This is a genomic window from Streptomyces musisoli, assembly GCF_016741855.1.
Taxonomy (GTDB): domain Bacteria; phylum Actinomycetota; class Actinomycetes; order Streptomycetales; family Streptomycetaceae; genus Streptomyces; species Streptomyces musisoli.
Genome location: NZ_JAERRH010000003.1, coordinates 663,151 through 686,089, shown reverse-complemented (window position 1 = coordinate 686,089; position 22,939 = coordinate 663,151). Strand labels below are relative to the sequence as shown.

22 protein-coding genes and 1 pseudogene are annotated in these 22,939 nt (G+C 71.1%); 9 read left to right on the top strand and 14 right to left on the bottom strand.

Annotated features, from left to right (window positions below; translation table 11 throughout):
* Positions 1 to 72: 72 nt before the first annotated feature.
* The 3 genes from JK361_RS11295 to JK361_RS11285 are packed head-to-tail and all read left to right on the top strand — an operon-like array spanning position 73 to position 3,250.
* Positions 73 to 1,224 (top strand): Gfo/Idh/MocA family protein, encoded by a 1,152-nt coding sequence (locus JK361_RS11295; protein WP_201815594.1) that lies wholly within the window; start codon positions 73 to 75, stop codon positions 1,222 to 1,224.
* Positions 1,221 to 2,390 carry a dihydrodipicolinate synthase family protein gene (locus JK361_RS11290; RefSeq protein ID WP_201815593.1) on the top strand — a complete coding sequence of 390 codons (1,170 nt, stop codon included), beginning with the start codon at positions 1,221 to 1,223 and terminating at the stop codon, positions 2,388 to 2,390. Before JK361_RS11295 ends, JK361_RS11290 begins: the two co-directional genes overlap by 4 nt.
* Before the next feature lie 35 nt (positions 2,391 to 2,425).
* Positions 2,426 to 3,250 (top strand): sugar phosphate isomerase/epimerase family protein, encoded by an 825-nt coding sequence (locus JK361_RS11285; RefSeq protein ID WP_201816118.1) that lies wholly within the window; start codon positions 2,426 to 2,428, stop codon positions 3,248 to 3,250.
* A 370-nt stretch (positions 3,251 to 3,620) separates the two neighbouring features.
* Here JK361_RS11285 and JK361_RS42610 read toward each other — a convergent pair.
* From JK361_RS42610 to JK361_RS11260, 5 genes and pseudogenes are all read right to left on the bottom strand, one after another.
* Positions 3,621 to 3,935, bottom strand: a pseudogene (locus tag JK361_RS42610) (RbsD/FucU domain-containing protein); the annotation flags it as partial.
* A gap of 30 nt (positions 3,936 to 3,965) precedes the next feature.
* Entirely contained in the window at positions 3,966 to 4,952 is a 987-nt protein-coding gene (locus JK361_RS11275; RefSeq protein ID WP_201815592.1) for a ribokinase, read from the bottom strand.
* Positions 4,953 to 5,349: 397 nt separating this feature from the next.
* Positions 5,350 to 5,967 carry a TOPRIM nucleotidyl transferase/hydrolase domain-containing protein gene (locus JK361_RS11270; RefSeq protein WP_201815591.1) on the bottom strand — a complete coding sequence of 206 codons (618 nt, stop codon included), beginning with the start codon at positions 5,965 to 5,967 and terminating at the stop codon, positions 5,350 to 5,352.
* A 147-nt stretch (positions 5,968 to 6,114) separates the two neighbouring features.
* Positions 6,115 to 7,092: a sigma-70 family RNA polymerase sigma factor gene (locus tag JK361_RS11265; protein WP_201815590.1), complete on the bottom strand. Its 978-nt coding sequence runs from the start codon at positions 7,090 to 7,092 to the stop codon at positions 6,115 to 6,117.
* A gap of 242 nt (positions 7,093 to 7,334) precedes the next feature.
* Positions 7,335 to 7,520, bottom strand: coding sequence for a hypothetical protein (locus JK361_RS11260; protein WP_201815589.1), 186 nt, complete (start codon positions 7,518 to 7,520; stop codon positions 7,335 to 7,337).
* An 82-nt stretch (positions 7,521 to 7,602) separates the two neighbouring features.
* Between JK361_RS11260 and recD2 the strand changes: the two genes are divergently transcribed.
* A complete protein-coding gene (gene recD2, locus JK361_RS11255) occupies positions 7,603 to 9,879 on the top strand; it encodes an SF1B family DNA helicase RecD2 (protein ID WP_201815588.1) in 2,277 nt (758 codons plus the stop codon).
* A gap of 178 nt (positions 9,880 to 10,057) precedes the next feature.
* Positions 10,058 to 11,347, top strand: coding sequence for a citrate synthase (locus JK361_RS11250; protein ID WP_201815587.1), 1,290 nt, complete (start codon positions 10,058 to 10,060; stop codon positions 11,345 to 11,347).
* A 588-nt stretch (positions 11,348 to 11,935) separates the two neighbouring features.
* Here JK361_RS11250 and JK361_RS11245 read toward each other — a convergent pair.
* On the bottom strand, positions 11,936 to 14,194 hold the full coding sequence (locus JK361_RS11245; protein WP_201815586.1) for a heavy metal translocating P-type ATPase: 2,259 nt from the start codon (positions 14,192 to 14,194) through the stop codon (positions 11,936 to 11,938).
* A gap of 87 nt (positions 14,195 to 14,281) precedes the next feature.
* A complete protein-coding gene (locus JK361_RS11240; protein ID WP_201815585.1) occupies positions 14,282 to 14,521 on the bottom strand; it encodes a heavy-metal-associated domain-containing protein in 240 nt (79 codons plus the stop codon).
* A 397-nt stretch (positions 14,522 to 14,918) separates the two neighbouring features.
* Here JK361_RS11240 and JK361_RS42380 point away from each other — a divergent pair, with 397 nt between their 5' ends.
* Complete coding sequence (locus JK361_RS42380) at positions 14,919 to 15,554, top strand: chaplin (protein ID WP_236052732.1); 636 nt, start codon at positions 14,919 to 14,921, stop codon at positions 15,552 to 15,554.
* Between the two features lie 680 nt (positions 15,555 to 16,234).
* Here the strand turns inward: JK361_RS42380 and JK361_RS11230 are convergent.
* Positions 16,235 to 16,510 (bottom strand): hypothetical protein, encoded by a 276-nt coding sequence (locus JK361_RS11230; RefSeq protein WP_201815583.1) that lies wholly within the window; start codon positions 16,508 to 16,510, stop codon positions 16,235 to 16,237.
* Between the two features lie 101 nt (positions 16,511 to 16,611).
* Complete coding sequence (locus JK361_RS11225) at positions 16,612 to 17,277, bottom strand: hypothetical protein (RefSeq protein ID WP_201815582.1); 666 nt, start codon at positions 17,275 to 17,277, stop codon at positions 16,612 to 16,614.
* Between the two features lie 451 nt (positions 17,278 to 17,728).
* Here JK361_RS11225 and JK361_RS11220 point away from each other — a divergent pair, with 451 nt between their 5' ends.
* The 3 genes from JK361_RS11220 to JK361_RS11210 all read left to right on the top strand — a co-directional run bounded on the left by JK361_RS11220 (position 17,729) and on the right by JK361_RS11210 (position 19,240).
* On the top strand, positions 17,729 to 18,217 hold the full coding sequence (locus JK361_RS11220; protein WP_201815581.1) for a hypothetical protein: 489 nt from the start codon (positions 17,729 to 17,731) through the stop codon (positions 18,215 to 18,217).
* Between the two features lie 222 nt (positions 18,218 to 18,439).
* Positions 18,440 to 18,724, top strand: coding sequence for a hypothetical protein (locus tag JK361_RS11215; RefSeq protein WP_201815580.1), 285 nt, complete (start codon positions 18,440 to 18,442; stop codon positions 18,722 to 18,724).
* Positions 18,725 to 18,949: 225 nt separating this feature from the next.
* On the top strand, positions 18,950 to 19,240 hold the full coding sequence (locus tag JK361_RS11210) for a hypothetical protein (RefSeq protein WP_201815579.1): 291 nt from the start codon (positions 18,950 to 18,952) through the stop codon (positions 19,238 to 19,240).
* A gap of 148 nt (positions 19,241 to 19,388) precedes the next feature.
* Here JK361_RS11210 and JK361_RS11205 read toward each other — a convergent pair whose 3' ends face one another.
* From JK361_RS11205 to JK361_RS11185, 5 genes are all read right to left on the bottom strand, one after another.
* A complete protein-coding gene (locus tag JK361_RS11205; protein ID WP_236052731.1) occupies positions 19,389 to 19,733 on the bottom strand; it encodes a hypothetical protein in 345 nt (114 codons plus the stop codon).
* Between the two features lie 321 nt (positions 19,734 to 20,054).
* The gene (locus JK361_RS11200; protein WP_201815578.1) at positions 20,055 to 20,348 is read right to left on the bottom strand and encodes a hypothetical protein; all 294 of its coding nucleotides are present in this window, start codon (positions 20,346 to 20,348) and stop codon (positions 20,055 to 20,057) included.
* Positions 20,349 to 20,478: 130 nt separating this feature from the next.
* A complete protein-coding gene (locus JK361_RS11195) occupies positions 20,479 to 20,823 on the bottom strand; it encodes a hypothetical protein (protein ID WP_201815577.1) in 345 nt (114 codons plus the stop codon).
* Between the two features lie 46 nt (positions 20,824 to 20,869).
* Complete coding sequence (locus JK361_RS11190; protein WP_184958782.1) at positions 20,870 to 21,115, bottom strand: hypothetical protein; 246 nt, start codon at positions 21,113 to 21,115, stop codon at positions 20,870 to 20,872.
* 256 nt (positions 21,116 to 21,371) lie between these two features.
* Positions 21,372 to 22,784, bottom strand: a complete 1,413-nt coding sequence (locus tag JK361_RS11185) for a condensation domain-containing protein (RefSeq protein ID WP_201815576.1) — start codon at positions 22,782 to 22,784, stop codon at positions 21,372 to 21,374.
* Positions 22,785 to 22,939: the final 155 nt, after the last annotated feature.

The window sequence follows — 22,939 nt, the reverse complement described above, 5'->3', positions numbered from 1 at the left end:
TGGATAGAAAGCGCTTGCTGCACGACGACGCCGCCACTGAACGGGGCGCCCGCCCCCACGAAGGGAACTGACGTGACACGCAAGACGGTGCGTATCGCCATGAACGGCGTGACCGGACGCATGGGCTACCGCCAGCACCTCGTCCGGTCGATCCTCGCCCTGCGCGACCAGGGCGGCCTGGACCTCGGCGACGGCACCGTGCTCCGGCCCGAGCCGGTCCTCGTCGGCCGCCGCGAGCACGCCCTGCGGGAGATCGCCGAGCGGCACGGCATCGACCACGTCTCCACCGACCTGGACGCCGTCCTCGCCGACCCCTCCATCGACATCTACTTCGACTCCCAGGTCACCTCCGCCCGCGAGGAGGCCCTCACCAAGGCGATCGCGGCCGGCAAGCACGTCTACACCGAGAAGCCCACCGCCACCGGCCTCGACGGCGCCCTCGCCCTCGCCCGCCTCGCCCGCGACCGGGGCGTCAAGCACGGCGTCGTCCAGGACAAGATCTTCCTGCCGGGCCTGCGGAAGCTGAAGCGGCTCGTCGACGGCGGCTTCTTCGGCCGCATCCTCTCCGTCCGCGGCGAGTTCGGCTACTGGGTCTTCGAGGGCGACTGGCAGCCGGCCCAGCGCCCGTCCTGGAACTACCGCGCCGAGGACGGCGGCGGCATCGTCGTCGACATGTTCCCGCACTGGGAGTACGTGCTCCGCGAACTGTTCGGCCGCGTCAGGTCCGTCCAGGCCCTGGCCACCACCCACATCCCGCAGCGCTGGGACGAACAGGGCAAGCCCTACGACGCCACCGCCGACGACGCCGCCTACGGCATCTTCGAACTGGAGGGCGGCGCGATCGCCCAGATCAACTCCTCGTGGGCCGTGCGCGTGGGCCGGGACGAACTGGTGGAGTTCCAGGTCGACGGCACTCAGGGGTCGGCCGTGGCCGGCCTGCGCAGGTGCCGCGCGCAGCACCGCGGCGCCACCCCCAGGCCGGTGTGGGACCCGGACGTCCCGGCCACCGAGGTCTTCCGCGACCAGTGGCAGGAGGTGCCCGACAACGCCGAGTTCGGCAACGGCTTCAAGGCCCAGTGGGAGCTGTTCCTCAGGCACGTCCACGCCGACGCCCCCTACCACTGGGACCTGCTGGCCGGCGCCCGCGGCGTGCAACTCGCCGAACTGGGCCTGAAGTCCTCCGCCGAGGGCCGCCGCATCGACGTACCGGAGATCGCGCTGTGACCATCCGGCTCCCCGCCGCGGACGGCACCCTGCGCACCTACGAACCGCGCACCGAGCCCCCGGCCGTCCCGCCCGGCACCCCCTTCACCTCCCGCACGCCCTTCACCTCCCGCACGGTCTTCGCGGCGGCCCACGTCGTCGCCGACCCGTACGCGGACGTCTCGCCCGACTCGCCCGCCGCCGTCGACTGGGACACCACCCTCGCCTTCCGCCGCCACCTGTGGTCCCACGGTCTGGGCGTCGCCGAGGCGATGGACACCGCCCAGCGCGGTATGGGCCTGGACTGGACGGGCGCGGCCGAACTGATCCGGCGCAGCGCGGCGGAGGCGCGCGCCGTGGGCGGCCGGATCGCCTGCGGAGCCGGCACCGACCAGTGCACCGGCGGCACGCTCGCCGGGATCCGCGCGGCCTACGAGGAACAGCTCGCCGTGGCCGAGGAGGCGGGCGCCCAGGCCGTCCTCATGGCGTCCAGGGCACTGGCCGCCGCCGCCACCGGCCCCGAGGACTACCTGGAGATCTACGGTCACCTCCTGCGGCAGGCCGCCGAGCCGGTGATCCTGCACTGGCTGGGCCCGATGTTCGACCCGGCCCTGGAGGGCTACTGGGGCTCGGCCGACCTGGACACGGCGACGGACACCTTCCTGGAGGTCGTCGCCGCGCACCCCGACAAGGTCGACGGCGTCAAGATCTCCCTGCTGGACGCCCGGCGCGAGAGCGACCTCCGGCGCAGACTGCCGCGGGGCGTGCGCTGCTACACGGGCGACGACTTCCACTACCCCGAGCTGATCGCGGGCGACGACCAGGGCTTCAGCCACGCCCTGCTCGGCGTCTTCGACCCGCTGGGACCGCTCGCGGCGCAGGCGGTACGGGTCCTGGACACCGGTGACGTCAGGGGTTTCCGCGCACTCCTCGACCCCACCGTGGAGCTGTCCCGGCATCTCTTCCGGCCGCCCACCCGCTTCTACAAGACGGGAGTCGTTCTTCTCGCCTGGCTCGCGGGCCACCAGTCGCACTTCGCCATGGTCGGCGGCCTCCAGTCGGCCCGCTCCCTCCCGCACCTCGCCCGCGCCTACGAACTCGCCGACACTCTCGGCCTGTTCCCCGATCCCAAGTTCGCGGAGGAGCGCATGAGGACCCTTCTGGCGCTGTACGGGGTGACCCGGTGAGCGGCACGGACCTCGCACGGTTCTCCGTCAACCAGATGACGGTCAGGCAGCTGTCGCTCCCCGAACTGGCCGAAGCCTGCCGGGCGTCGGGCGTCGGCCGGGTGGGCCTGTGGCGGGAGCCGGTCCGGGAGTACGGCGTGGAGGCGGCCGCCGAGCTGGTCCGCGACGCGGGCCTGACGGTGACGACCCTGTGCCGCGGCGGCTTCTTCACCGCCCTCGACCCCGGCGAACGCGCGGCGGCCCTGGCCGACAACCGCCGCGCGATCGACGAGGCGGCCGCCCTCGGCACGGACACCCTGGTCCTGGTCTCCGGCGGACTGCCGCCCGGCGACAAGGACCTGCGGGCCGCCCGGGAACGCATCGCCGACGCGCTGACCGAACTGGCCCCCTACGCCGAGGACCACGGCGTACGCCTCGCCATCGAACCCCTGCACCCCATGTACGCCGCCGACCGCTGCGTGGTCTCCACCCTCGCCCAGGCCCTGGACCTGGCCGAGAGATTCCCCGCGCACCAGGTCGGGGTGACCGTGGACACGTACCACGTGTGGTGGGACGACCAGGCCCCCGCCCAGATCGCCCGCGCCGGCGCGACGGGCCGCATCCACGCCTTCCAGCTCGCCGACTGGACCACCCCCCTCCCCGAGGGCGTCCTCAACGGACGCGGCCAGCTCGGCGACGGCTCGATCGACCTGCGCGAGTGGAAGACCCACGTGGACTCCGCCGGCTACACCGGCCCCATCGAGGTCGAACTGTTCAACGAACGGCTGTGGGCCCGGGACGGACGTGAGGTCCTGGCGGAGACGGCACAACGATTCGCGGAGCACGTCATCCGCCGGGGGCGCCCCGCGAACGACCCGTGAGCACCGGCCGGCCGGCTCCCCCCGGGCCGGCTCGCCCCGGGCCGGCTCGCCCCGGGCCGGCTCGCCCCGGGCCGGCTCGCCCCGGGCCGGCTCGCCCCGGGCCGGCTCGCCCCGGGCCGGCTCGCCCCGGGCCGGCTCGCCCCGGGGCGGCCCGGGGCGAGGGTGCGGCCGTGCGGACCGGTGATGCCGGGGGACCAGCCACATCAGGCTCGAACATCTGGTCGCCCCGAAGCCGTCCCGCCCATGTGCGGGACAGTCACCCCAGCTCACGGGCGGTACGCACCTCGTGGTCCGCCGGCGCCCGGAAAATCTTGGCGGGCCGTGCAACCCCTCCCGCGTTTTTCGTGTCGTATCTGTCGTCGGAACCACGGGGGACCCTGGGGAGGGGCGGGTTCCGGCAGGGGAGGGGGAAGCCGAGGGGGCGTGTCCGGGCCGATGGGCCGGAGGCGCCCCCTCGAAACGTCCGCGGTGCCGCGGCCGCCAGGGCCTCCGCGAAGGACGGGACGCCGGCCCGGAAGGCGAGGTCCACCAGGTGGGGCCCGTCCGGGACCGGCATGCCCGCGTCGCACACCAGCACCCCGTCACCGTGCCCCAGCCCGGCCGGCGCACCGGCCAGCCCGCGGTTCCGGCATGCCCGCGTCGGACACCAGCACCCCGTCGCCGTGCCCCAGCCCGGCCGGCGCACCGGCCGGCCCGCGGTTGAGGATCCCCCTCTTCACCGGGACCCGCCTCGCTCGCCCGCCACGGGCGCGCCGTCCGCCGCACGGCCGGCCGTACGCGCGTCCCCCGGCACGGCGCCGCACAGCGCCTCGACCTCCTCCGCCGTCGGATACGACTCCTGCGCGCCCCGCCTCGTCACGGCCGCCGCCCCCACCCGGGCCGCGTACGCCGCCGCCTCGGCCAGGGCGGCACCCGCACCCAGCCGCCAGGCCAGCGCGGCGGTGAACGCGTCGCCCGCACCGGTCGTGTCCACCGCGTCCACCCGCACCGACGGCACCCGGGTCACGTCCGCACCGGCGCACACGAGCGCCCCCTCGGCGCCCAGCGTCACCACCACCGAGCGCGGCCCCCCGGCCAGCAGCAGCCGCGCCCAGTCCGCGGGTTCCCCGCCCACACAGGCGTCACCGAGGATCACCCGCGCCTCATGCTCGTTCACGATCAGCGGATCGCAGGCCGCCAGCACCTCGGCGGGCAGCTCACGCGGCGGAGACGGATTCAGCACGAAGCGGCCGCCCGGCACCAGGTTCCGTACGACCTCCACGACCGTCTCCAGCGGGATCTCCAGCTGCGCCGACACGACCCGCGTGGCGCGGAAGAGGCCCGCGGCCGCCCGGACGTCCTCCGGCGACAGACGGGAGTTGGCGCCCGGCGACACCACGATGCTGTTGTCGCCCAGAGGGTCGACGGTGATCAGCGCGACGCCCGTCGGCGCCCCGCCCACCAGCACGCCCGCCGTGTCGACCCCGGCCGCGCCCAGCGAGTCGAGCAGCAGCCGGCCGTGGCCGTCGTCGCCCACCCGCGCCAGCAGGGCCGTTCGCGCGTCCAGCCGGGCGGCGGCGACCGCCTGGTTGGCGCCCTTGCCGCCCGGGTGCACGGCCAGGTCGCCGCCGAGCACCGTCTCGCCGGCGGCCGGCCGCCGCTCGACGTCGATCACCAGGTCGGCGTTGGCCGATCCCACGACCAGGAGGTCGTAGTCGTACATCAGTTGACTCCCCTGAGAGATGAGCGGACCGCCCCGGAGATCCCCGGGGCCGCGCCCGCCCGTCCGCCCGTCCGTCCGTGTCAGCCGCTGAAGCCGGCCACGTTGTCCTTCGTGACCACCTTCACCGGCACCTTCACCGTCGGCTCCACCTTCTCGCCCCTGACCGCCTTCAGGGCGTTGTCCACGGCGATCCTGCCGAGCTGGCCGGGCTGCTTGGCGTTGTGAAGCCACCCGCAGACGCACGATGAAGGGCCGGCGGTCGGCGGCGGGTGTCTGGTGGTGGGGCGGGGGCCGGTGAGCGGGAGCCCTGGTGGCTGGTGTTCGCGAGGCGGGATGGTGGCGTCGAAGGCCGGCGAGTGGGGCGGTCTGGTGGCCGGCGTTCGGGTGGTGGGGCGGGTCAGAGGTCGGCGAGTAGGCGGTCGAGCGGAGTGGGTACGCGGTCCTCGTCGAGGGCCTCGACGAGCACGCGGCCGTAGTGGATCTTGCGTCCTTTCTTCGTGCCGAAGAAGCGCCGCAACCGCTGCTGCGAGGTACGCCCCTGCTGCGCGGGCTGGCGCAGGAAGGTCTGGAGGGCGCGCAGATCGCCCTCCGCCCGGACCAGTTCCTCCACCCGCCCCACGCCCAGCGCTCTGATCAGCTCGTCCTCCAGATCCGCCGCGCAGACGAAGAACCCCTGCCGGGCCGCGCCGGCCCGCTCCCAGCCGCGGTCGTAGTAGCGGCGCTCGGCCTCGTCGCACAGCCCCGTGAGACGCAGGCCCAGCCCGAGCGGCCCGAGGAGACCGGCGAACCGCCCGACGCTCATCGCCCCGCCCATCGGCAGGACGCAGATTCCTTCGGCCGCCAGGTCACGGCCGCGGCGCGCGGCCAGCGCGCCCACCGCCGCGGCGTCGCTCGGCCCTTCGAGCAGGACGGCCACCCGGACGGGCAGCCGCGCGGCCAGTTCGCGAGCCGGCCCGCCTGGCCCACCGGCCGCCCACGCGTCGACCGCCTCCCGGAACGCCCCCATGTCATCCATGAGTCGAGTCTCCGCCGCCCCGGCCCACGGCGGTAGGCATTTTCCCCCGGCGGCCCCCCCGCACGACACCGCACCGGGCCCCGCCGGAGCCCCCACGCCTCCCGGCCTCCCGCTTTTCGGCCCTCTTGCACGGCGGGGGCGGGAGGGCTAGGCGTCGAGGCGAGGCGGCAGGCCGAAGAGCGGGAACAGGCGCTCGGTGTCGCGGAAGAACCTGATGTCGCCGATGCGGTCCGAGGAGACCTCGATGACCTGGAGCGCCCACGGCTCGAACCCCGTCCCGTCGGCGCGACGCCGGTACTGGCCGAAGGCGGGCGAGCCGTTCGCCGTCGTCGGGACCAGTCTCGACCCCCGGCACCCGACCGCAGGCCCGCTGAACCACGCCTGGATGTCGGCACATCCCCGCATCCAGAGGGTGTGCGGAGCCAGGGACAGGGTGGCGTCCACGTGCAGGAGCATGCCGAGCCCCTCCATGTCGAAGTCGGCGAAAGCCGCGGCATAGCGCGCGGCCAGCGCCTGCCGTACGACATCGGACGTCGGCGGTGCCGCGGCCTCCCGGCGGTCCGCCAACGCCGCCCGTGCACGTTGCAGCGCGCTGTTCGCCGAGGCGACGGTGCAGCCCTGTATCTCCGCCACCTCGCGTGCCGAGAAGCCCAGGACCTCCCGGAGCAGGAGAACGGCCCGCTGTCTGGGGGCCAAGTACTGCAAGGCGGCCACGAACGCCAGGCGTACCGACTCCCGCAGGACCGCCGCATCGGCCGGATCACCGGCGGCGACCAGTGTGCGGTCGTCCGGGCAGGGCTCGATCCAGGCCGAGGCGTCCAGCGCCTTGCCCGGTGAGGCGGCACCACCGGCCGGAGCCGACAGATCCATGGGCAGGGCCCGGCGCTTGCTGCCGGCCAGCGCATCCAGACAGACGTTGGTGGCGATGCGGTAGAGCCACGATCGCAGCGACGAACGCCCCTCGAACCGGTCGACGCCGCGCCACGCCCTGACCATGGTCTCCTGCACCGCGTCCTCCGCCTCGAACACGGAGCCCAGCATGCGATAGCAGTAGCCGGTCAGTTCCGTCCGGTGCTCTTCGAACCCACCCACCACACCGTCGCGTCCGACACCGACGACACCCATCCCCACTCTCCCCACCACACTCTCGCTCGCCCCCCGATCCTAGGGCGCGGCCCCCGGACGGATCCCTCCGCGGCGATTGGCATACCCGTTCCACACGACGAAGCGCCCCACCGCTCCCATCTGCGGCTTCCCCGCCGCCCTCTGGCACACATCCGCCAATCACCGCTGGGACGCGGGGGGAGGGGGAGAGGGGGCAAGGGTTGGGAGGCCGGATGGCGCTACGCGGGCCAGTTCCTCTTCGGTCAGCCCTTGAGGTTGGAGCCGCGGAAGACCATCTCGACGGTGTCGTGCCACAGGGCCTCCAGGCCGCGGCGCGTGTCGGCGTCGGGAAGCATCCCGGACAGCACGGCCACGGCGCGGTCGGCGGCCTCCCGAGCGGGCTGCCAGTACGGATCGGGCGGGATCACCGTCAGACAGTTGTCACTCATCCACCCCATGCCTCCCGCCTGCCATTCCTATCCGGTCGGTACGCGCGTATTCGGTGTCACACCCCACCGGTACCGTCGGATCATGGATCGACAGGCGGGGAACTCCGCGGGTGAACGGCGGCTCGCCGTACTCGAAGGCGTACTGGAGCGGATCACGTACGCCAATGAGGAGAACGGCTACACGGTCGCCCGGGTCGACACCGGCCGAGGCGCCGCGGACCTCCTCACGGTCGTCGGTGCGCTGCTCGGTGCCCAGGTGGGGGAGTCCCTGCGGATGGAGGGACGCTGGGGGTCGCACCCGCAGTACGGCAAACAGTTCCACGTCGAGAACTACACGACCGTGCTGCCGGCCACCGTCCAGGGCATCCGCCGCTATCTGGGATCCGGGCTGGTCAAGGGCATCGGGCCGGTCTTCGCCGACCGCATCACCCAGCACTTCGGGACGGACACCCTCCGGATCATCGAGGAGGAGCCGAAGCGGCTGGTCGAGGTGCCGGGACTCGGGCCGAAGCGGACCCGGAAGATCGCCGATGCCTGGGAGGAGCAGAAGGCGATCAAGGAGGTCATGCTCTTCCTGCAGACCGTCGAGGTGTCTACGTCGATCGCCGTGCGGATCTACAAGAAGTACGGCGACGCGTCGATCTCCGTCGTGAAGGAGCAGCCCTACCGGCTCGCCGCCGACGTCTGGGGCATCGGCTTCCTCACCGCCGACAAGATCGCCCAGTCCGTCGGCATCCCGCACGACAGTCCCGCGCGCGTGAAGGCCGGCCTCCAGTACGCGCTGTCGCAGTCCGCCGACCAGGGGCACTGCTTCCTGCCGGAGGAGCGGCTGATCGCCGATGCCGTCAAGCTCCTCCAGGTCGACACCGGGCTGGTCATCGAGTGTCTCGCCGAGCTGTCCGAGGTGCCGGAGGAGGGGGCCGATCCAGGGGTCGTACGGGAGAAGGTGCCCGGACCCGAGGGCGACGCGGAGCCGGTCAGCGCCGTCTATCTCGTGCCCTTCCACCGCGCCGAGCTGTCCCTGTCCGGCCAGTTGCTGCGACTGCTGCGAACCGACCAGGACCGGATGCCCGGCTTCCGGGACGTGGACTGGGGCAAGGCCCTCGGCTGGCTGGGGTCGCGCACCGGTGCCGACCTCGCGCCCGAGCAGGTGGCGGCCGTCAAACTGGCGCTGACCGAGAAGGTGGCCGTGCTGACCGGCGGGCCGGGATGCGGCAAGTCGTTCACCGTGCGCTCGATCGTGGAGCTGGCCCGGGCCAGGCGGGCCAAGGTGCTGCTGGCGGCCCCGACCGGCCGTGCGGCCAAGCGGCTGTCCGAGCTGACCGGAGCCGAGGCCTCCACCGTGCACCGGCTGCTGGAGCTGAAGCCCGGCGGGGACGCCGCCTACGACCGGGACCGGCCGCTCGACGCGGACCTCGTGGTCGTGGACGAGGCGTCGATGCTGGACCTGCTGCTCGCCAACAAGCTGGTGAAGGCCGTCCCCCCGGGGGCCCACCTGCTGTTCGTGGGGGATGTCGACCAGCTGCCCAGCGTGGGCGCCGGGGAGGTGCTGCGGGACCTGCTCGCCGACGGGAGCCCCATCCCGGCCGTCCGCCTGACCCGGGTCTTCCGGCAGGCCCAGCAGTCGGGCGTCGTCACCAACGCGCACCGGATCAACGCGGGGCAGCATCCGCTCACCGACGGGCTGAAGGACTTCTTCCTCTTCGTCGAGGACGACACCGAGGCCGCCGGCCGGCTCACCGTCGACGTGGCCGCGCGGCGCATCCCGGCCAAGTTCGGGCTGGACCCGCGCCGGGACGTCCAGGTGCTCGCGCCGATGCACCGGGGGCCGGCCGGCGCGGGCGTGCTCAACGGCCTGCTCCAGCAGGCCGTCACGCCCGGGCGGCCCGATCTGCCGGAGAAGCGGTTCGGCGGCCGGGTCTTCCGCGTCGGCGACAAGGTCACCCAGATTCGCAACAATTACGAGAAAGGGAAGAACGGTGTCTTCAACGGCACGGTGGGCGTCGTCACCTCGCTCGATCCGGTCGACCAGCGCCTGACCGTGCTGACGGACGAAGATGAGGAGGTCCCGTACGAGTTCGACGAACTGGACGAACTGGCCCATGCGTACGCGGTGACCATCCACCGCTCGCAGGGGAGCGAGTATCCCGCCGTGGTGATTCCGGTCACCACCGGAGCGTGGATGATGCTTCAGCGGAACCTGCTCTACACGGCGGTCACCCGGGCCCGACGGCTGGTCGTCCTGGTCGGTTCACGCAAGGCGATCGGGCAGGCGGTGCGCACGGTGTCGGCCGGACGGCGCTGCACGGCCCTCGACTTCAGGCTGGGGCCGAAAAATGATCGATCAAACGAGTCGTAAAGGTCACAGAGCACTTCCGGATGCCCCTCCGAGGGGGCAGGATGAGCAGGTTGACGGCACTGAGTGCCGCCAATAGGCCCAATGGTCGACCCCGAGTGCACTCTCCTGAGCCAAATGGGGGATGGTAGAGACAGTCAGGGCACCTCGAAGATGAGGCACTACGTCGGTGAGGGAAGACGTGAGCGACAACTCTGTAGTACTGCGGTACGGCGACGGCGAGTACACCTACCCGGTGGTCGACAGCACCGTCGGCGACAAGGGCTTCGACATCGGGAAGCTCCGCGCCCAGACCGGTCTGGTGACCCTGGACAGCGGGTACGGCAACACGGCCGCCTATAAATCCGCGATCACCTACCTCGACGGCGAGGCGGGCATCCTCCGCTACCGCGGCTACCCCATCGAGCAGCTGGCCGAGCGCTCCACCTTCCTTGAGGTGGCGTACCTGCTGATCAACGGCGAGCTGCCCACCGTCGACGAGCTCTCGACGTTCAAGAACGACATCACGCGGCACACGCTGCTGCACGAGGACGTCAAGAACTTCTACAAGGGCTTCCCACGCGACGCCCACCCGATGGCCATGCTGTCCTCGGTCGTCTCGGCGCTGTCCACGTTCTACCAGGACAGCCACAACCCGTTCGACGAGAAGCAGCGCAGCCTCTCCACCATCCGGCTGCTCGCCAAGCTCCCGACGATCGCGGCCTACGCCTACAAGAAGTCGATCGGCCACCCGTTCGTCTACCCGCGCAACGACCTCGGCTACGTCGAGAACTTCCTGCGCATGACCTTCTCGGTCCCCGCCGACGAGTACGAGCTGGACCCGGTCGTCGTCTCCGCGCTCGACAAGCTGCTCATCCTGCACGCCGACCACGAGCAGAACTGTTCGACCTCCACGGTCCGCCTGGTCGGCTCCTCGCAGGCGAACATGTTCGCCTCGATCTCGGCCGGCATCAGCGCCCTGTGGGGCCCGCTGCACGGCGGTGCCAACCAGTCGGTGCTGGAGATGCTGGAGGGCATCCAGGAGTCCGGTGGCGACGTCGACTCCTTCATCCGCAAGGTGAAGAACAAGGAGGACGGCGTCCGCCTGATGGGCTTCGGCCACCGGGTCTACAAGAACTTCGACCCGCGTGCCAAGATCATCAAGGCTGCCGCGCACGATGTGCTGTCCGCCCTCGGCAAGTCCGACGAGCTGCTGGACATCGCGCTGAAGCTGGAGGAGCACGCGCTCTCCGACGACTACTTCGTCTCGCGCAGCCTCTACCCGAACGTCGACTTCTACACCGGTCTGATCTACCGGGCCATGGGCTTCCCGACCGAGATGTTCACGGTCCTGTTCGCCCTCGGCCGGCTGCCGGGCTGGATCGCCCAGTGGACCGAGATGATCAAGGAGCCGGGTTCCCGCATCGGCCGCCCGCGCCAGATCTACACGGGCGTCGTCGAGCGCGACTTCGTTCCGGTCGAGGAGCGCTGAGCACACCGAGTACCAGGGTCTGTCCGCCGGGGCGGGCCCTGAGCCGGTGCTGAAGAGGCAGGAAAAGCGGAAGGCGCCCTGAGACGCCGGTCCCCCCACGGGCCGACGACCAGGGCGCCTTCCCATGTCCCGGTGCGGATTCCCCCCACGGGATCCGGCCGGGCGCTTGGAGAGGACAGCGCCTGAATCGCTGTCTGAGCACAGCGGGCGGAACCCGCCGTGCTCCAGTGATGCGGTGCGATCTGCCGGGACAACGCACGTAGGGAGGGCCGCTCAAAGCTTCCCGGTGTACGTGCCCCGGCAACGCATCTCTGAGGAAGTCCCCCAAGACATCCTCAGATGCCAGTCAGCGCCCCCCAAGACGCTGGTCTGACATCGCCAACTTAGACCTTCGAACCCCTTCGATGGTTACGTTCGCATCACTGTGATCTGCGTCTCTTGCATATGTCCCTTAGGTGCGCAAGAGCCCCGATATGGCAATCGGGACCCAAGCGTAAGGATGATGCGCGAGCCTTGTGAAGAGCTTATGTGAGGCTCGCGTCGGACTCCAGGGGGGCCGGGACATCGATCCGGGCAATTGGCGCCGGTTCAGCGGAAGGCGCGCAGCCGCAGACTGTTGGTCACCACGAACACCGAGGAGAAGGCCATCGCCGCTCCGGCGATCATCGGGTTGAGCAGTCCGGCGGCGGCCAGCGGCAGCGCGGCGATGTTGTAGCCGAAGGCCCACACCAGATTGCCCTTGATGGTGGCCAGCGTCCGGCGGGACAGCCGGATCGCGTCCGCGGCCACCCGCAGGTCCCCGCGCACCAGCGTCAGATCGCCGGCCTCGATCGCCGCGTCCGTGCCCGTGCCCATGGCCAGGCCCAGGTCGGCGGCGGCGAGCGCGGCGGCGTCGTTCACACCGTCGCCGACCATGGCCACGGACCGTCCCTCGCGCTGGAGCCGTCGTACGACGTCCACCTTGTCCTCGGGCAGCACCTCGGCGTACACGTCCTCGGAGCCGATGCCGACGGTCCGCGCGACCGCCTCGGCGACCGTGCGGTTGTCCCCGGTGAGCAGGACGGGTGTGAGCCCCAGCCCGCGCAGTTCGCGGACCGCCTCCGCGCTGGTCTCCTTGACCGCGTCGGCGACGGCGAGCACTCCGCGGGCCCGCCCGTCCCAGCCCGCCACGACAGCCGTACGGCCCTGCCGCTCGGCCTCCCGGGCGGCGTCGGCCAGCTCCCGCGGCAGCTCGTCGTACAGGCGCCCCACGGCCACCTCGCGGCCGTCCACGCGCCCCCGTACGCCCCGGCCGGGCACGTTCTCGAAGTGCTCCACGGCGGGCAGCGCCCCGGCGTGCTCCTCCGCGCCGGCGGCGATCGCGCGGGCCACGGGGTGCTCGGAGGCGTGCTCCAGGGCGCCCGCGAGCCGCAGCAGCTCCTTCTCGTCCTCGCCGTCGGCGGCGTACACCTCCTGGAGGGTCATCCGGCCGGTGGTGACCGTGCCGGTCTTGTCCAGGACCACCGTGTCGACGCGGCGCGTGGACTCCAGGACCTCGGGGCCCTTGATCAGGATGCCGAGCTGGGCGCCCCGTCCGGTGCCGACCATCAGCGCGGTCGGCGTGGCGAGGCCCAGCGCGCAGGGGCAGGCGATGATCAGGACGGCGACGGCGGCCGTGAACGCGGCGACCGTGTCGCCGGTGACGCCCAGCCAGGCACCGAAGGTGCCGAGCGCGAGGAGGATGACCACGGGGACGAAGACGGCGGAGACCCGGTCGGCGAGCCGCTGCACCTCGGCCTTGCCGTTCTGCGCGTCCTCCACCAGCTTCGCCATCCGGGCGAGCTGGGTGTCCGCGCCGACCCGGCCGGCCTCCACGAGCAGCCGCCCGCCCGCGTTGACCGTGGCGCCGGTGACCCGGTCGCCGGGGCCGACGTCGACCGGCACGGATTCACCGGTCAGCATGGACGCGTCCACCGCGGAGACGCCCTCCACCACCGTGCCGTCGGTGGCGATCTTCTCGCCGGGCCGTACGACGAACCGGTCGCCGACGGCCAGGGACGACACCGGCACGCGCACCTCGCGGCCGTCCCGCAGCACCGCCACGTCCTTCGCGCCCAGCTCCATCAGGGCCTTCAGGGCGGCCCCGGCGCGCCGCTTGGAGCGGGCCTCCAGGTAGCGGCCGAGCAGGATCAGCGCGACGACCCCGGCGGCGACCTCCAGGTAGATGGTGGACGCGCCGTCCATCCGCGAGACGGTGAGGCGGAACTCGTCGTGCATGCCGGGCATGCCCGCGTCGCCGAAGAACAGCGCCCACAGCGACCAGCCGAACGCGGCCAGCGTGCCGACCGACACCAGGGTGTCCATGGTGGCGGCGCCGTGCCGGAGGTTGGTCCAGGCGGCCCGGTGGAAGGGGGCGCCGCCCCAGACGACGACCGGTGCGGCGAGGGTGAGCGAGAGCCACTGCCAGTTGTCGAACTGGAGCGCGGGGATCATCGCGAGCAGGACCACGGGGGCGGCGAGCAGCGCGGAGACGAGCAGGCGGTGCCGGAGCGCGCCGAGTTCGGGGTCCCGTTCCGGGGCACCGGTCTCGGGCGCGGGCTTGGGCGGCGCGGGTTCCTCGGCGGTGTAACCCGTCTTCTCCACGGTGGCGATCAGGTCGGCGACCCGGACGCCGTCGGCGAAGACGACCTCCGCCTTCTCGGTGGCGAAGTTGACGGTGGCGCTCACCCCCTCCATCCGGTTGAGCTTCTTCTCCACCCGGGCCGCGCAGGAGGCGCAGGTCATCCCGCCGATGAGCAGTTCGACCCGGTCGGTGCCGGCTGCCTCGGCCGGTGTCCCGGCTGCTGTCTTGGCGGTGGTGCTGGTCATGTCCGGACTCCAGACATCGGACCGGACCGTACGGATCCAGTATCAGCTGGTCGGCACGGCCCGGTCGGGAAAAGGGGAGGGTCTTTCTCAGGCCTTGCCGGCCAGCTCGAAGCCGGCCTCGTCTACGGCGGCGCGCACGGCCTCGTCGTCCAGCGGGGCCTCGGAGACGACGGTCACCTCGCCGGTCGACGCCACCGCCTTCACCGAGCCGACGCCCGGGATCTGGGAGATCTCACCGGAGACGGAGCCCTCGCAGTGGCCGCAGCTCATGCCGGTGACCTTGTAGACGGTGGTGACGGAGCCCGGGGTGTCGGTCTGGGCGCTCATGTCGTTACTCCTCGTCGTGGCGTGTGGGGCCGATGGGGTCCGCGATGGGAACCCACACTGCTCACACTATACCCCTAGGGGGTATTTTCCCAAGGACCGCAACATCATCCGGGGCGCCGCGGTGCGGCGAGTGCCGCGCGGCCGGACCGGTCTCCCGCGGGCGGCACCGGGCGGCGGAGCGGACCCGGCCGCTCCAGCTCGGGCGACCCCCGCCAGGGCTCCCGGGACCCTGCCCGTCGATCACACAGAGTGAGTAAACCCCGACATCCCATAACCCTGATGGGTCCGCTGCGTTCTATGGGGTGCGGGTGAGTGCCCGCGACGATGTCAGGAAGGCAGGAAACCCATGAGACGGACTACCCGAACCGGTGTGATCGCGGTCGCCGTGACTGGCGCGATGGCCGTGACGCTCCCGGTGTCCGCCGCCTTCGCGGCCGACGGGGCCGAGGCCGATGGTACGGCGGCCGGCTCGCCCGGGGTGCTCTCCGGCAACACCATTCAGGTACCGGTGCACGTGCCGCTGAACGTCTGTGGCAACACGGTGGACGTCGTGGGGCTGCTCAACCCGGCCGTAGGCAACAGCTGCGAGAACAAGGGCGCCGGGAAGGACGACGGCGCCGGCAAGAGCGATGGCTCGATCACGTCCGGTGGGTCGTCGGCGCACGGTAGCGCCAAGGACTCGCCCGGGGTGCTTTCGGGCAACCTCATCCAGCTCCCGATCCACGCGCCGGCGAACGTCACCGGGAACAGCGTCAACGTGGTCGGGGTGGGCAACCCCGTCCTCGGCAACCACTCGGTCAACGGTCCCGGCGAGCACCCCGACTCCCCGGTCCCGAAGCCTCGGTCCCCGAAGCCCGTGGCCCACGTCCGGGCCCAGCCGGCCCCGCGCGTCACGCACGCCCCGCGCCCGGTCGCGTCCTCACTGGCCCGCACCGGAGCGGACCTCACGGTGCCCGCAGCCGCAGGCAGTGTCGCGCTGCTCGTCGCGGGTGGGGTCCTGTACCGCCGCTCCCGCCCGGCCCGCACGCGCTGACCGGCACCCCACGGCCCCGCCCGGTGTGCCCCGGACGCACGGGCGGGCGGCCGCGCCCCGCATCCTCGGTGCGGGGCGCTGATATCCGTACGCGGCCGGATCACTCCTTCGGGGGCCGTGGGCGGTGCTGCCGTGTCGAACCCTGCTTCGTCCCGTGCAGGGTTCTCCGATTCCCCGCGGGCGGCCCCGGTCTAGTGAACCCGGGGGCGCGCGCGTCCGCGGGTCTGCTCCCCGGAGCACCCCGTCCACCGGCCGGACGGCGACCGGCCGAAACCATTCCGAGTGGTTACAGGACTGAGGGAAAGGGCCCGCGGGCACATAGAGGGACGGGACGGCTGTGGCAGTGGTTCGTTCCCCCACGGCACTGCCGCAGCCCCACCCCGCCTACGCCTGGGGAGCCGTGGCCACGGCCTGGCCGTCGTAAGCGCCATGACCGGCCCTCGGGCCGTTTCCGGCTGTTCGCGGGCGCGTCGACTCGAAGCCCCCGCCGTCACCGATGAGTACGGTGACGGCGGGGGCTTCGTCCGTGTGATCCGGTGAAGGGCCGCGACGACGCCGGCTCGTACCGGCACAAGAGAGAAGGACCCGCACAGGCGCCGAAGCCGCCCACCCCATGTGCATGCGGTGGGGGGGCCTGGCGAGATGATCTGAGCGGGTCCGGAGGGCGGAGCGGCAAACGGTCAGAGCGCCTGGTTGTTGCATCCCATGTCGGAACCGAGGTGGCTCTGCTGCGCACCCGGGTTGCCCTCGCCGTTCAGCAGGTTGCCTGCCAGACCGGTGAGCGCGCCGACGCTGCCGATCACCTCGATGTTCATGTCGTGCGAGCGGCACTCGATGCCCTGCGTGATGTCGAGGTCGTGGCCCGGCTCACCGTGGGCGAAGGCGGTGGTGCTGCCGAGGGAGCCGACACTGCCGAGGAGGGCGCCCACGAGGACGGCCTTGTGAAACTTGCGCATGGGTACTCCATAAGGTGTTGAGCGGCCCGGGAGGGCGTTGGTCGAGCGGATGAGATGTGCGACGGCTCGGGTCGGAGTGGTGGACGCCGACGGGGAGGCCGTCAGCCGAGCCGGGGAAGTCCCAGCTGGCCGAGGGGAGGTGCCGCGACCTGGCCGAGTCCGACCGGAGACAGCTGCGGTACGCCCGGCGACCCGAGCGCCGGGTTGACGAGCGGGTTCACCTGCGGGTTGATCTGCGGGTTCACCTGCGGTGTGACATGCATCGGGGGCTCCGGGGCGAACGCCTGGGGCATGCCTACCTGCGGCGCGACCTGGGGCATGACCTGGGGCATGACCTGCGGCACGACCTGCGCCGGCTGAGCCGGGGCGGCCTGCATCGGCTGCGGCGGGGCGGCCTGCGCCGGCTGCTGGGGGTACGGCGTGGCGGTGGCCTGCGCCGTACCTTGCGACGAGGCCGCGGCGGAGGCGTAACCGGACTGCTGCGGCGCCTGCGGGGTGTACTGCGGGGCGGGCTGCGGCGCCGGCTGGGGAGCGTACTGCGGGGCGGGCTGGGGGGCCGGCTGGGGAGCGTACTGCGGGGCGGGCTGGGGGGCCGGCTGGGGAGCGGGTGCCGGGGCTGCGGTCTGTGGAACTGCTTGATCGGGAGCTGACGCCGGTGTGGCACCACCTGGTGCGACAGGAGTGTCGGCATGGCTGACGCCGGCGGCGATGCCGGACAGACCGCTGGCCGCTGCTACGACGAGCGCGGCCTTGTGGAGCTTGCGCATGAAACCCTCGACCCTTCGATACCTGAAAGCAGATCAGTGCGGTCGCGCGTGCAGTCGGTGCGATATCCGCACCGCGTCGTCGGCAGCAATCACTCGATTGGCACGCGGACTTCACGTCGGAGCCGACAGCGAATTCCCTGGCCCCTCTGCAGGTCTTCGGGCGCTGCCCTCTCTGCAGCGGAACGAGACCCACCTCGCCGTGGTCACGGCGCCTCAGGGCCCGTCACCCATTTGCCGCGCGTCATGGGTCGCCGTGGCCTCACACCCCCTTGCGTCAAATGGGTGACCACGGCCATGCGCCCGTATCCGAGTCCGCGCTCGCTTCGTTCCGCACGGGGCAAGAACGACGGCTCATCGCAGCCGTACCGGCAGCAGGAGCAGCGGCAACTGCGGCGCCTGTTTCAGCATTCACCAGGTTTCGTACACAGGTCTACGAAGGGCCGAGGATTTCATGCGCAAGCTTCACAAGGTCGCGCTCGTCGTCGCAGCGGCCGGCGGTCTGTCCGGCGTCGGTGCCGGCCCAAGCTCCGCCGCCGCCCCCGCCTACACCGGGCCTGCCCCGGCCCCTGTCTCGCAGCCCGACGCCCAGGCCGCGGCCGCCACCAACGCCCAGGCCAGCGCGCAAACCTACGGCTCGCCGGCCCCGCAGCAGGCAGCTCCGCAGCGGGGAACCGAAGTCGCCCCGCAGGTCAATCCGCAGCTGAACCCTCAGATCAGCCCTCAGATCTCTCCGCAGGCCCCCCAGGGCTCGCCGTCCGAGCAGAATGCGCCGAGCCAGACGAACCTGTTCCGCCCGTACCAGGAGTGCAGCCCGCAGAACCTGTTGGCCGCGAACGTACCGGTCGCACTGCTCGCCGCCTCCCAGACCCGGGGCGTCGACTGCACCCAGGCCAACAGCCAGGCGAACTCCCTCGCCAGTGCCAGCGCCAACGCGCGGTAACGGCAACGGCGGTCGCGTCTGACGTCCGGCACGGGCCCCTCGGGAATGACACCCGACGGGCCCGTTCGCGTGCGCTACAGCTTTCGGGTGCTCCTGACGAGGCATCAGGAAGACGGCGCGTCGCTGCCAATGTCCGGATATAGCGCTATTAATCTTCCATAACTGTAAAGCCGATCTACCACAACAGATCGCATCCACTCGCACACTCTCATCGGAGAAGACATGCGCAAGCTTCGCAGCGTTGCCGTTCTGGTCACCGCCATCGGCGCCCTCGGGCTCGTCGGCGGCACGGCCCACGCCGACCAGGGCGGCAAGGACGGACACGGCGACAAGTTCAAGATCACGCAGAGCTCCAACTGCAAGTCGCACGACCTGAACCTCGACCTGCTGGGCGAGGTCGGACTGCTCAACGGCGTGCTGGGCAACGCGCTGAACGGCGAGGGCAACCCCGGTGCCCAGGCCACCGACATCGGCTCCACGATGGGCTGCAACAACAGCGCCTTCTAGGGCTTCCGCCGGCGCGTGACGCCGGACGGCACATGGTCCCGGCGCCGGGCTTCACGCCGGGCGCCGGGACCATTCACATGCGCGAGCGGGCTGCCGGAACACGGGCCGTCATGTGAGCCCGACCCACCGCCGGAATTCCTTCGGATGCCCCGCAACAGCGTTTTCGGCACAGACGACATGACGGCCCGTCACGGGCCTCCTCCACCAGACCTAACCGGAGATGACATGCGTAAACTCCACACAGCCGCCGTCCTTATCGCCGCATTCGGCAGCATGGGGCTCCTGGGCGCCGGCACGGCCCACGCCGATCAGGGCTGGGGCAAGCGCGGCGGCGACAGCTTCGACATCACACAGTCAAGCACCTGCAGGTCGCACGACAGCAACCTCGACGTCCTCGGCGAGGTCGGTATCGGCAACGGTCTGGGTGGCAACCTGGCGAACGGCGAGGGCAACGCGGGCGCGCAGCAGTCGTCCCTGGGCTCGACCATGGGCTGTGACAACAGCTTCGGCGGCTAGCGAAACCGCATTCCTGCCCGGTGCCCCGGCCGTCGGCCGGGGCACCGGGCTTTTCCGTCCCGCGGCCGAGCGCATCGGGCGGGGAACGGAAACCGGAAACTGGGGAGCCGGACCAGAAACCGTCCTGGTCCGGCCTGTGCCGGAAAGCTCAGAACTCGAAGTGCGGCTTCTTGAAACCCTTGGGCAGCGTCGCCGTGTTGGAACAGTCCACGACCGGACCGGAACCGGCGGAGCCGCCGTCCACCAGTTCCTCCTCCTGGAACACCACACGCGGCCGGTCGGCCGTCGAGCAGTCCTGGTCCTGACGGACGATGTGGGTGCCGTCTTTGTCGGCATGGATCTCGTTCTTGCGGACGCAGACGGTGTCACCCTGAGCGGTGGTGCTGCAATCGCTGGAGGGCTCGTCCGCGTAGGCGTGTCCGGCGCCGACGCAGACCGCGGCGAGACTTCCGACGAGCACAGAGGCGGTGGCGATCTTCCGGGGACTGAACATGTGCTTCGTTCCTTTGCGACGGAGGCCCGGGCGCGTGTGCCGTTGACCGGTGTGCGCCCGGGCCCGAGAGGTCGGAGTGGGTGATGCCGTGCCGGGGCGAGCCTCAGGTCGCGTCCGGCGGCGGGACGGCCACAGCCCGGACGCGTGACCTGATGGGTCGTCACGCGTCCGGGCTGCCATCGCCGCGGGTGTCATTCAGTGCACCGCCGGGGGACCGGGTCGGTGCGGAGCCGGGCGTCGAGTCCGGGGGATACGCATCAGGCTTCCATGGAAGGCGATACGTCCGAGACGGAGCCGAGAGGATGAGCCCTCGACGCGACCTCAGTCGTCGTCGCCGTGCTGCTCCTGGCCGTAACCCTCCTCGGGCTGGTCGGCCTTCTGCTCCTTGGGCTCGGCGGCCTTCTGCTCCTCCGGCTGCTTCTGCTCCTCCGGCTGGGCCTGCGGCGGGGCGTAGAAACCGTCGCCGATGGCCACGGCGTTGGCCGACGAGGTCGCCACGGCGTTGGCACGCGGAGCGGCCTCGTCCTCACCGCCGGCGAAGCTCACCCCGGCACCGAGAGCGGACAGGCTCGCAACCGCTGCCGCCACGACCGCAACGCGCTGGAACTTACGCATGTCAGATCCTTTCTCACCCGAGCGCCACGCTCGGCTTGACTACTCGATGTGAGCTTATACACACAAATCGTGACATTTAAGGATCTGCGTTCCGGTGTCGCGTCGGACCGCACGGCCCGGCCCCGGCGGCTCAGGTCAGCAGACCGGGTGCTCCCCGCTCGTCATGGGGTTCCGGGGGCACCCCGACTGTCGTGGGGTTGCACGTCACCTCGGGGCCGAGCCGTGTCACGCCGGTGCCGCCCAGGGGCGCCGGAATCGTCACCGGCTGGACCGGCTTGCAGTTCTCCTGGTGGGGGACGAAGCCGTCCTCGGGGACCTCGCCCTCGATCCGCTGGGTACAGCTGAAGCCGCCCAGGAGATCGCTGACGCAGGTTCCCGGCCCTGCTCCGGTGTTCGCGTGGGTGATGCCGGCGCAGGTCATCACGAGGCCACCGACGAGCCCCGAGACGGCTGCGATCTTCTTCCCGCTGATCATGTGATGCGTCTTCCTTTGCAGTGACCCGGCCCCAGCCGCTCCGGGCTCAGCCGGTGAAGGCGTTGTTGTACTGGCCGCAGGTGGTGTCCGCGGTGCCGGCGAGACCGAGTACGCCGATCGGGACGTCGTTCTCGGCGACCGTCTGCGGGCTGCACTCCTGGTAGGGGCGGTAGAGGTCGGAAACCTGGAGTCCGCCGTCCGCGGGGGCGGCGATGGCGGTGCCGGCGCCGACGGCGGACAGGCCGCCCGCCGCCGCCACTGCTGCGATCACGACCTGCTGAAGCTTGCGCATGGAACCCTCGGTTCTTTGCTTGTACATCGAGGCTGATTGCCTACCGTGACGGCTCAGACACTAGCAGTTACGAGAAGGGGCTTTCCACAATGGACATCGGTCCCGAGGGCATTGACGCGCAATGTCCTCGGACGGACGTCAAAGGGCGTACAAATAACCGGGTTCGCCGTCGGGTGTTCGCCCGCGCGGCGCGTGAATCCACATCATGTGCTTTATGGGGCCGGCGTCAATGTGGTTCACGCAGTCGGTGGTTGCGTCAGGAGAATGCCAATTCCGCGACCCGCAGGCGGTCGTCGGCGGGCACGGAGTTGATCAGGTCCCGCAGTCCCTCGACGTACCGTCGCACGTTCTTGTAGGCGACGTCGGTGTCCGGGTAGCGGCAGGCGAACCACAGTCCCTCGTGCAGCCGGTTGACCCAGGCGCACACTTGGTCGCCGTAGGAAACCCGGATGAGTCCGTAGGCCTTCTTCTCGGTCCAGCGGGCCGAGCCGGGAGTGGGGCGAGCGTCAACATACGAGACGATGGAGTACATATCGGGTGATGTTGGGCGGAAGTCCGCGCCGAGCAGCCGCAGTACGCGCGCCAGCGGAATGCGTGCCAACGACCGGTTGGCCCGCAGCTCGGCGCGGACCGTGGCGAGCGCGCCGTCGAAGTCCCGTGCCGCGGGGACCTCGATCGGTGCGCCGCCGACGTACCAGCCCACGGAGTCCGACCACGCGGACTTCACCCGGGTGTGGAAGGGCACGACCGTGCGGTAGACCGGCTGCCCGCCGAGTTCGTGGACGATCAGGCTGGTTGCGGCCAGGATGCCCACCAGGCTGCCCCCGTAAGGGCGGCAGTGCTCCTCGAACGCGGCGGCGGTGTCCGCGTCGACCAGCGGCTCGCACATCAGCTTTTGGGCGGGCAGTTCGCCACCGGGCTGCAGGCCGAGGTCGACCGGGAAGGTCGGCAGCCTCCCGTCGCACCGGCCGATGAACTCCCGCCAGCGCGCCACGATCGTGTGGGTGTCGTCGATCCCGTCCGCGTTGGCCCGCTCCTGCTCGCAGAAGTCGACGTAACTTCCCGCGGGTGTGCCGGTGGCGGGCCGCCCCGTGACGCCCGCGAGGTAGAGTTCGTGGACTTCGTCCGGGATGCGCTGGAGGGAGTAGGCGTCGACGTTGGTGTGGTCGAAGGCCATGTACACGCTGGTGGAGTCGTCGCGTACGACCGCCGCGTAGATGAGGTTCGGCCAGCCCAGTGCGTCCGCCGCGACGTCGAATCGATCCTGCATGTAGCGGACCAGTGCCTCCGGGTCGGCGAAGTCGCCGATCACCTCGCGGTGCAGTGACACGTCGTTGTCGTCGAGAGTGAACCGGTGCATGTCGTCACCGGTCCACCGGAAGCCGCTGCGCAACGTCTCGTGACGCAACGTCCAGTCCCGCAGCGCCCGTTCGAGCGCGTCGAGGTCGGCCCGGCCGGGCAGGTCGAACGCCGTGCCCAGCCAGGTCGGTACGAAAAGCCCGTCCTCGCGCACCGAACGCGCCGTTCTGATGTGCGACTCCTGGATGTACGCCGGCGGCCGCGGATCCGGCGGCAGGGTTGCCGCCGCCGCGACGGTCGCCTTGCTGAACGTCCACTCGACGAGCCGTCCGGGCCGGACCTCGCAGCGCTGAATGTCAGAAATTCGCACGGTGACGTCTCCTTCGCAGAAGACACCAGCTTGTTCGCGGGGGAGCCGAGTGCGCGCGATGGGCGCTGTGTCGCGGGAATTTCAGCGGAACGTGTGATACCTCGAACGGTGAAGCGATTACCTATTCATGTTCGGGTGACACCGAACGGCCTTCG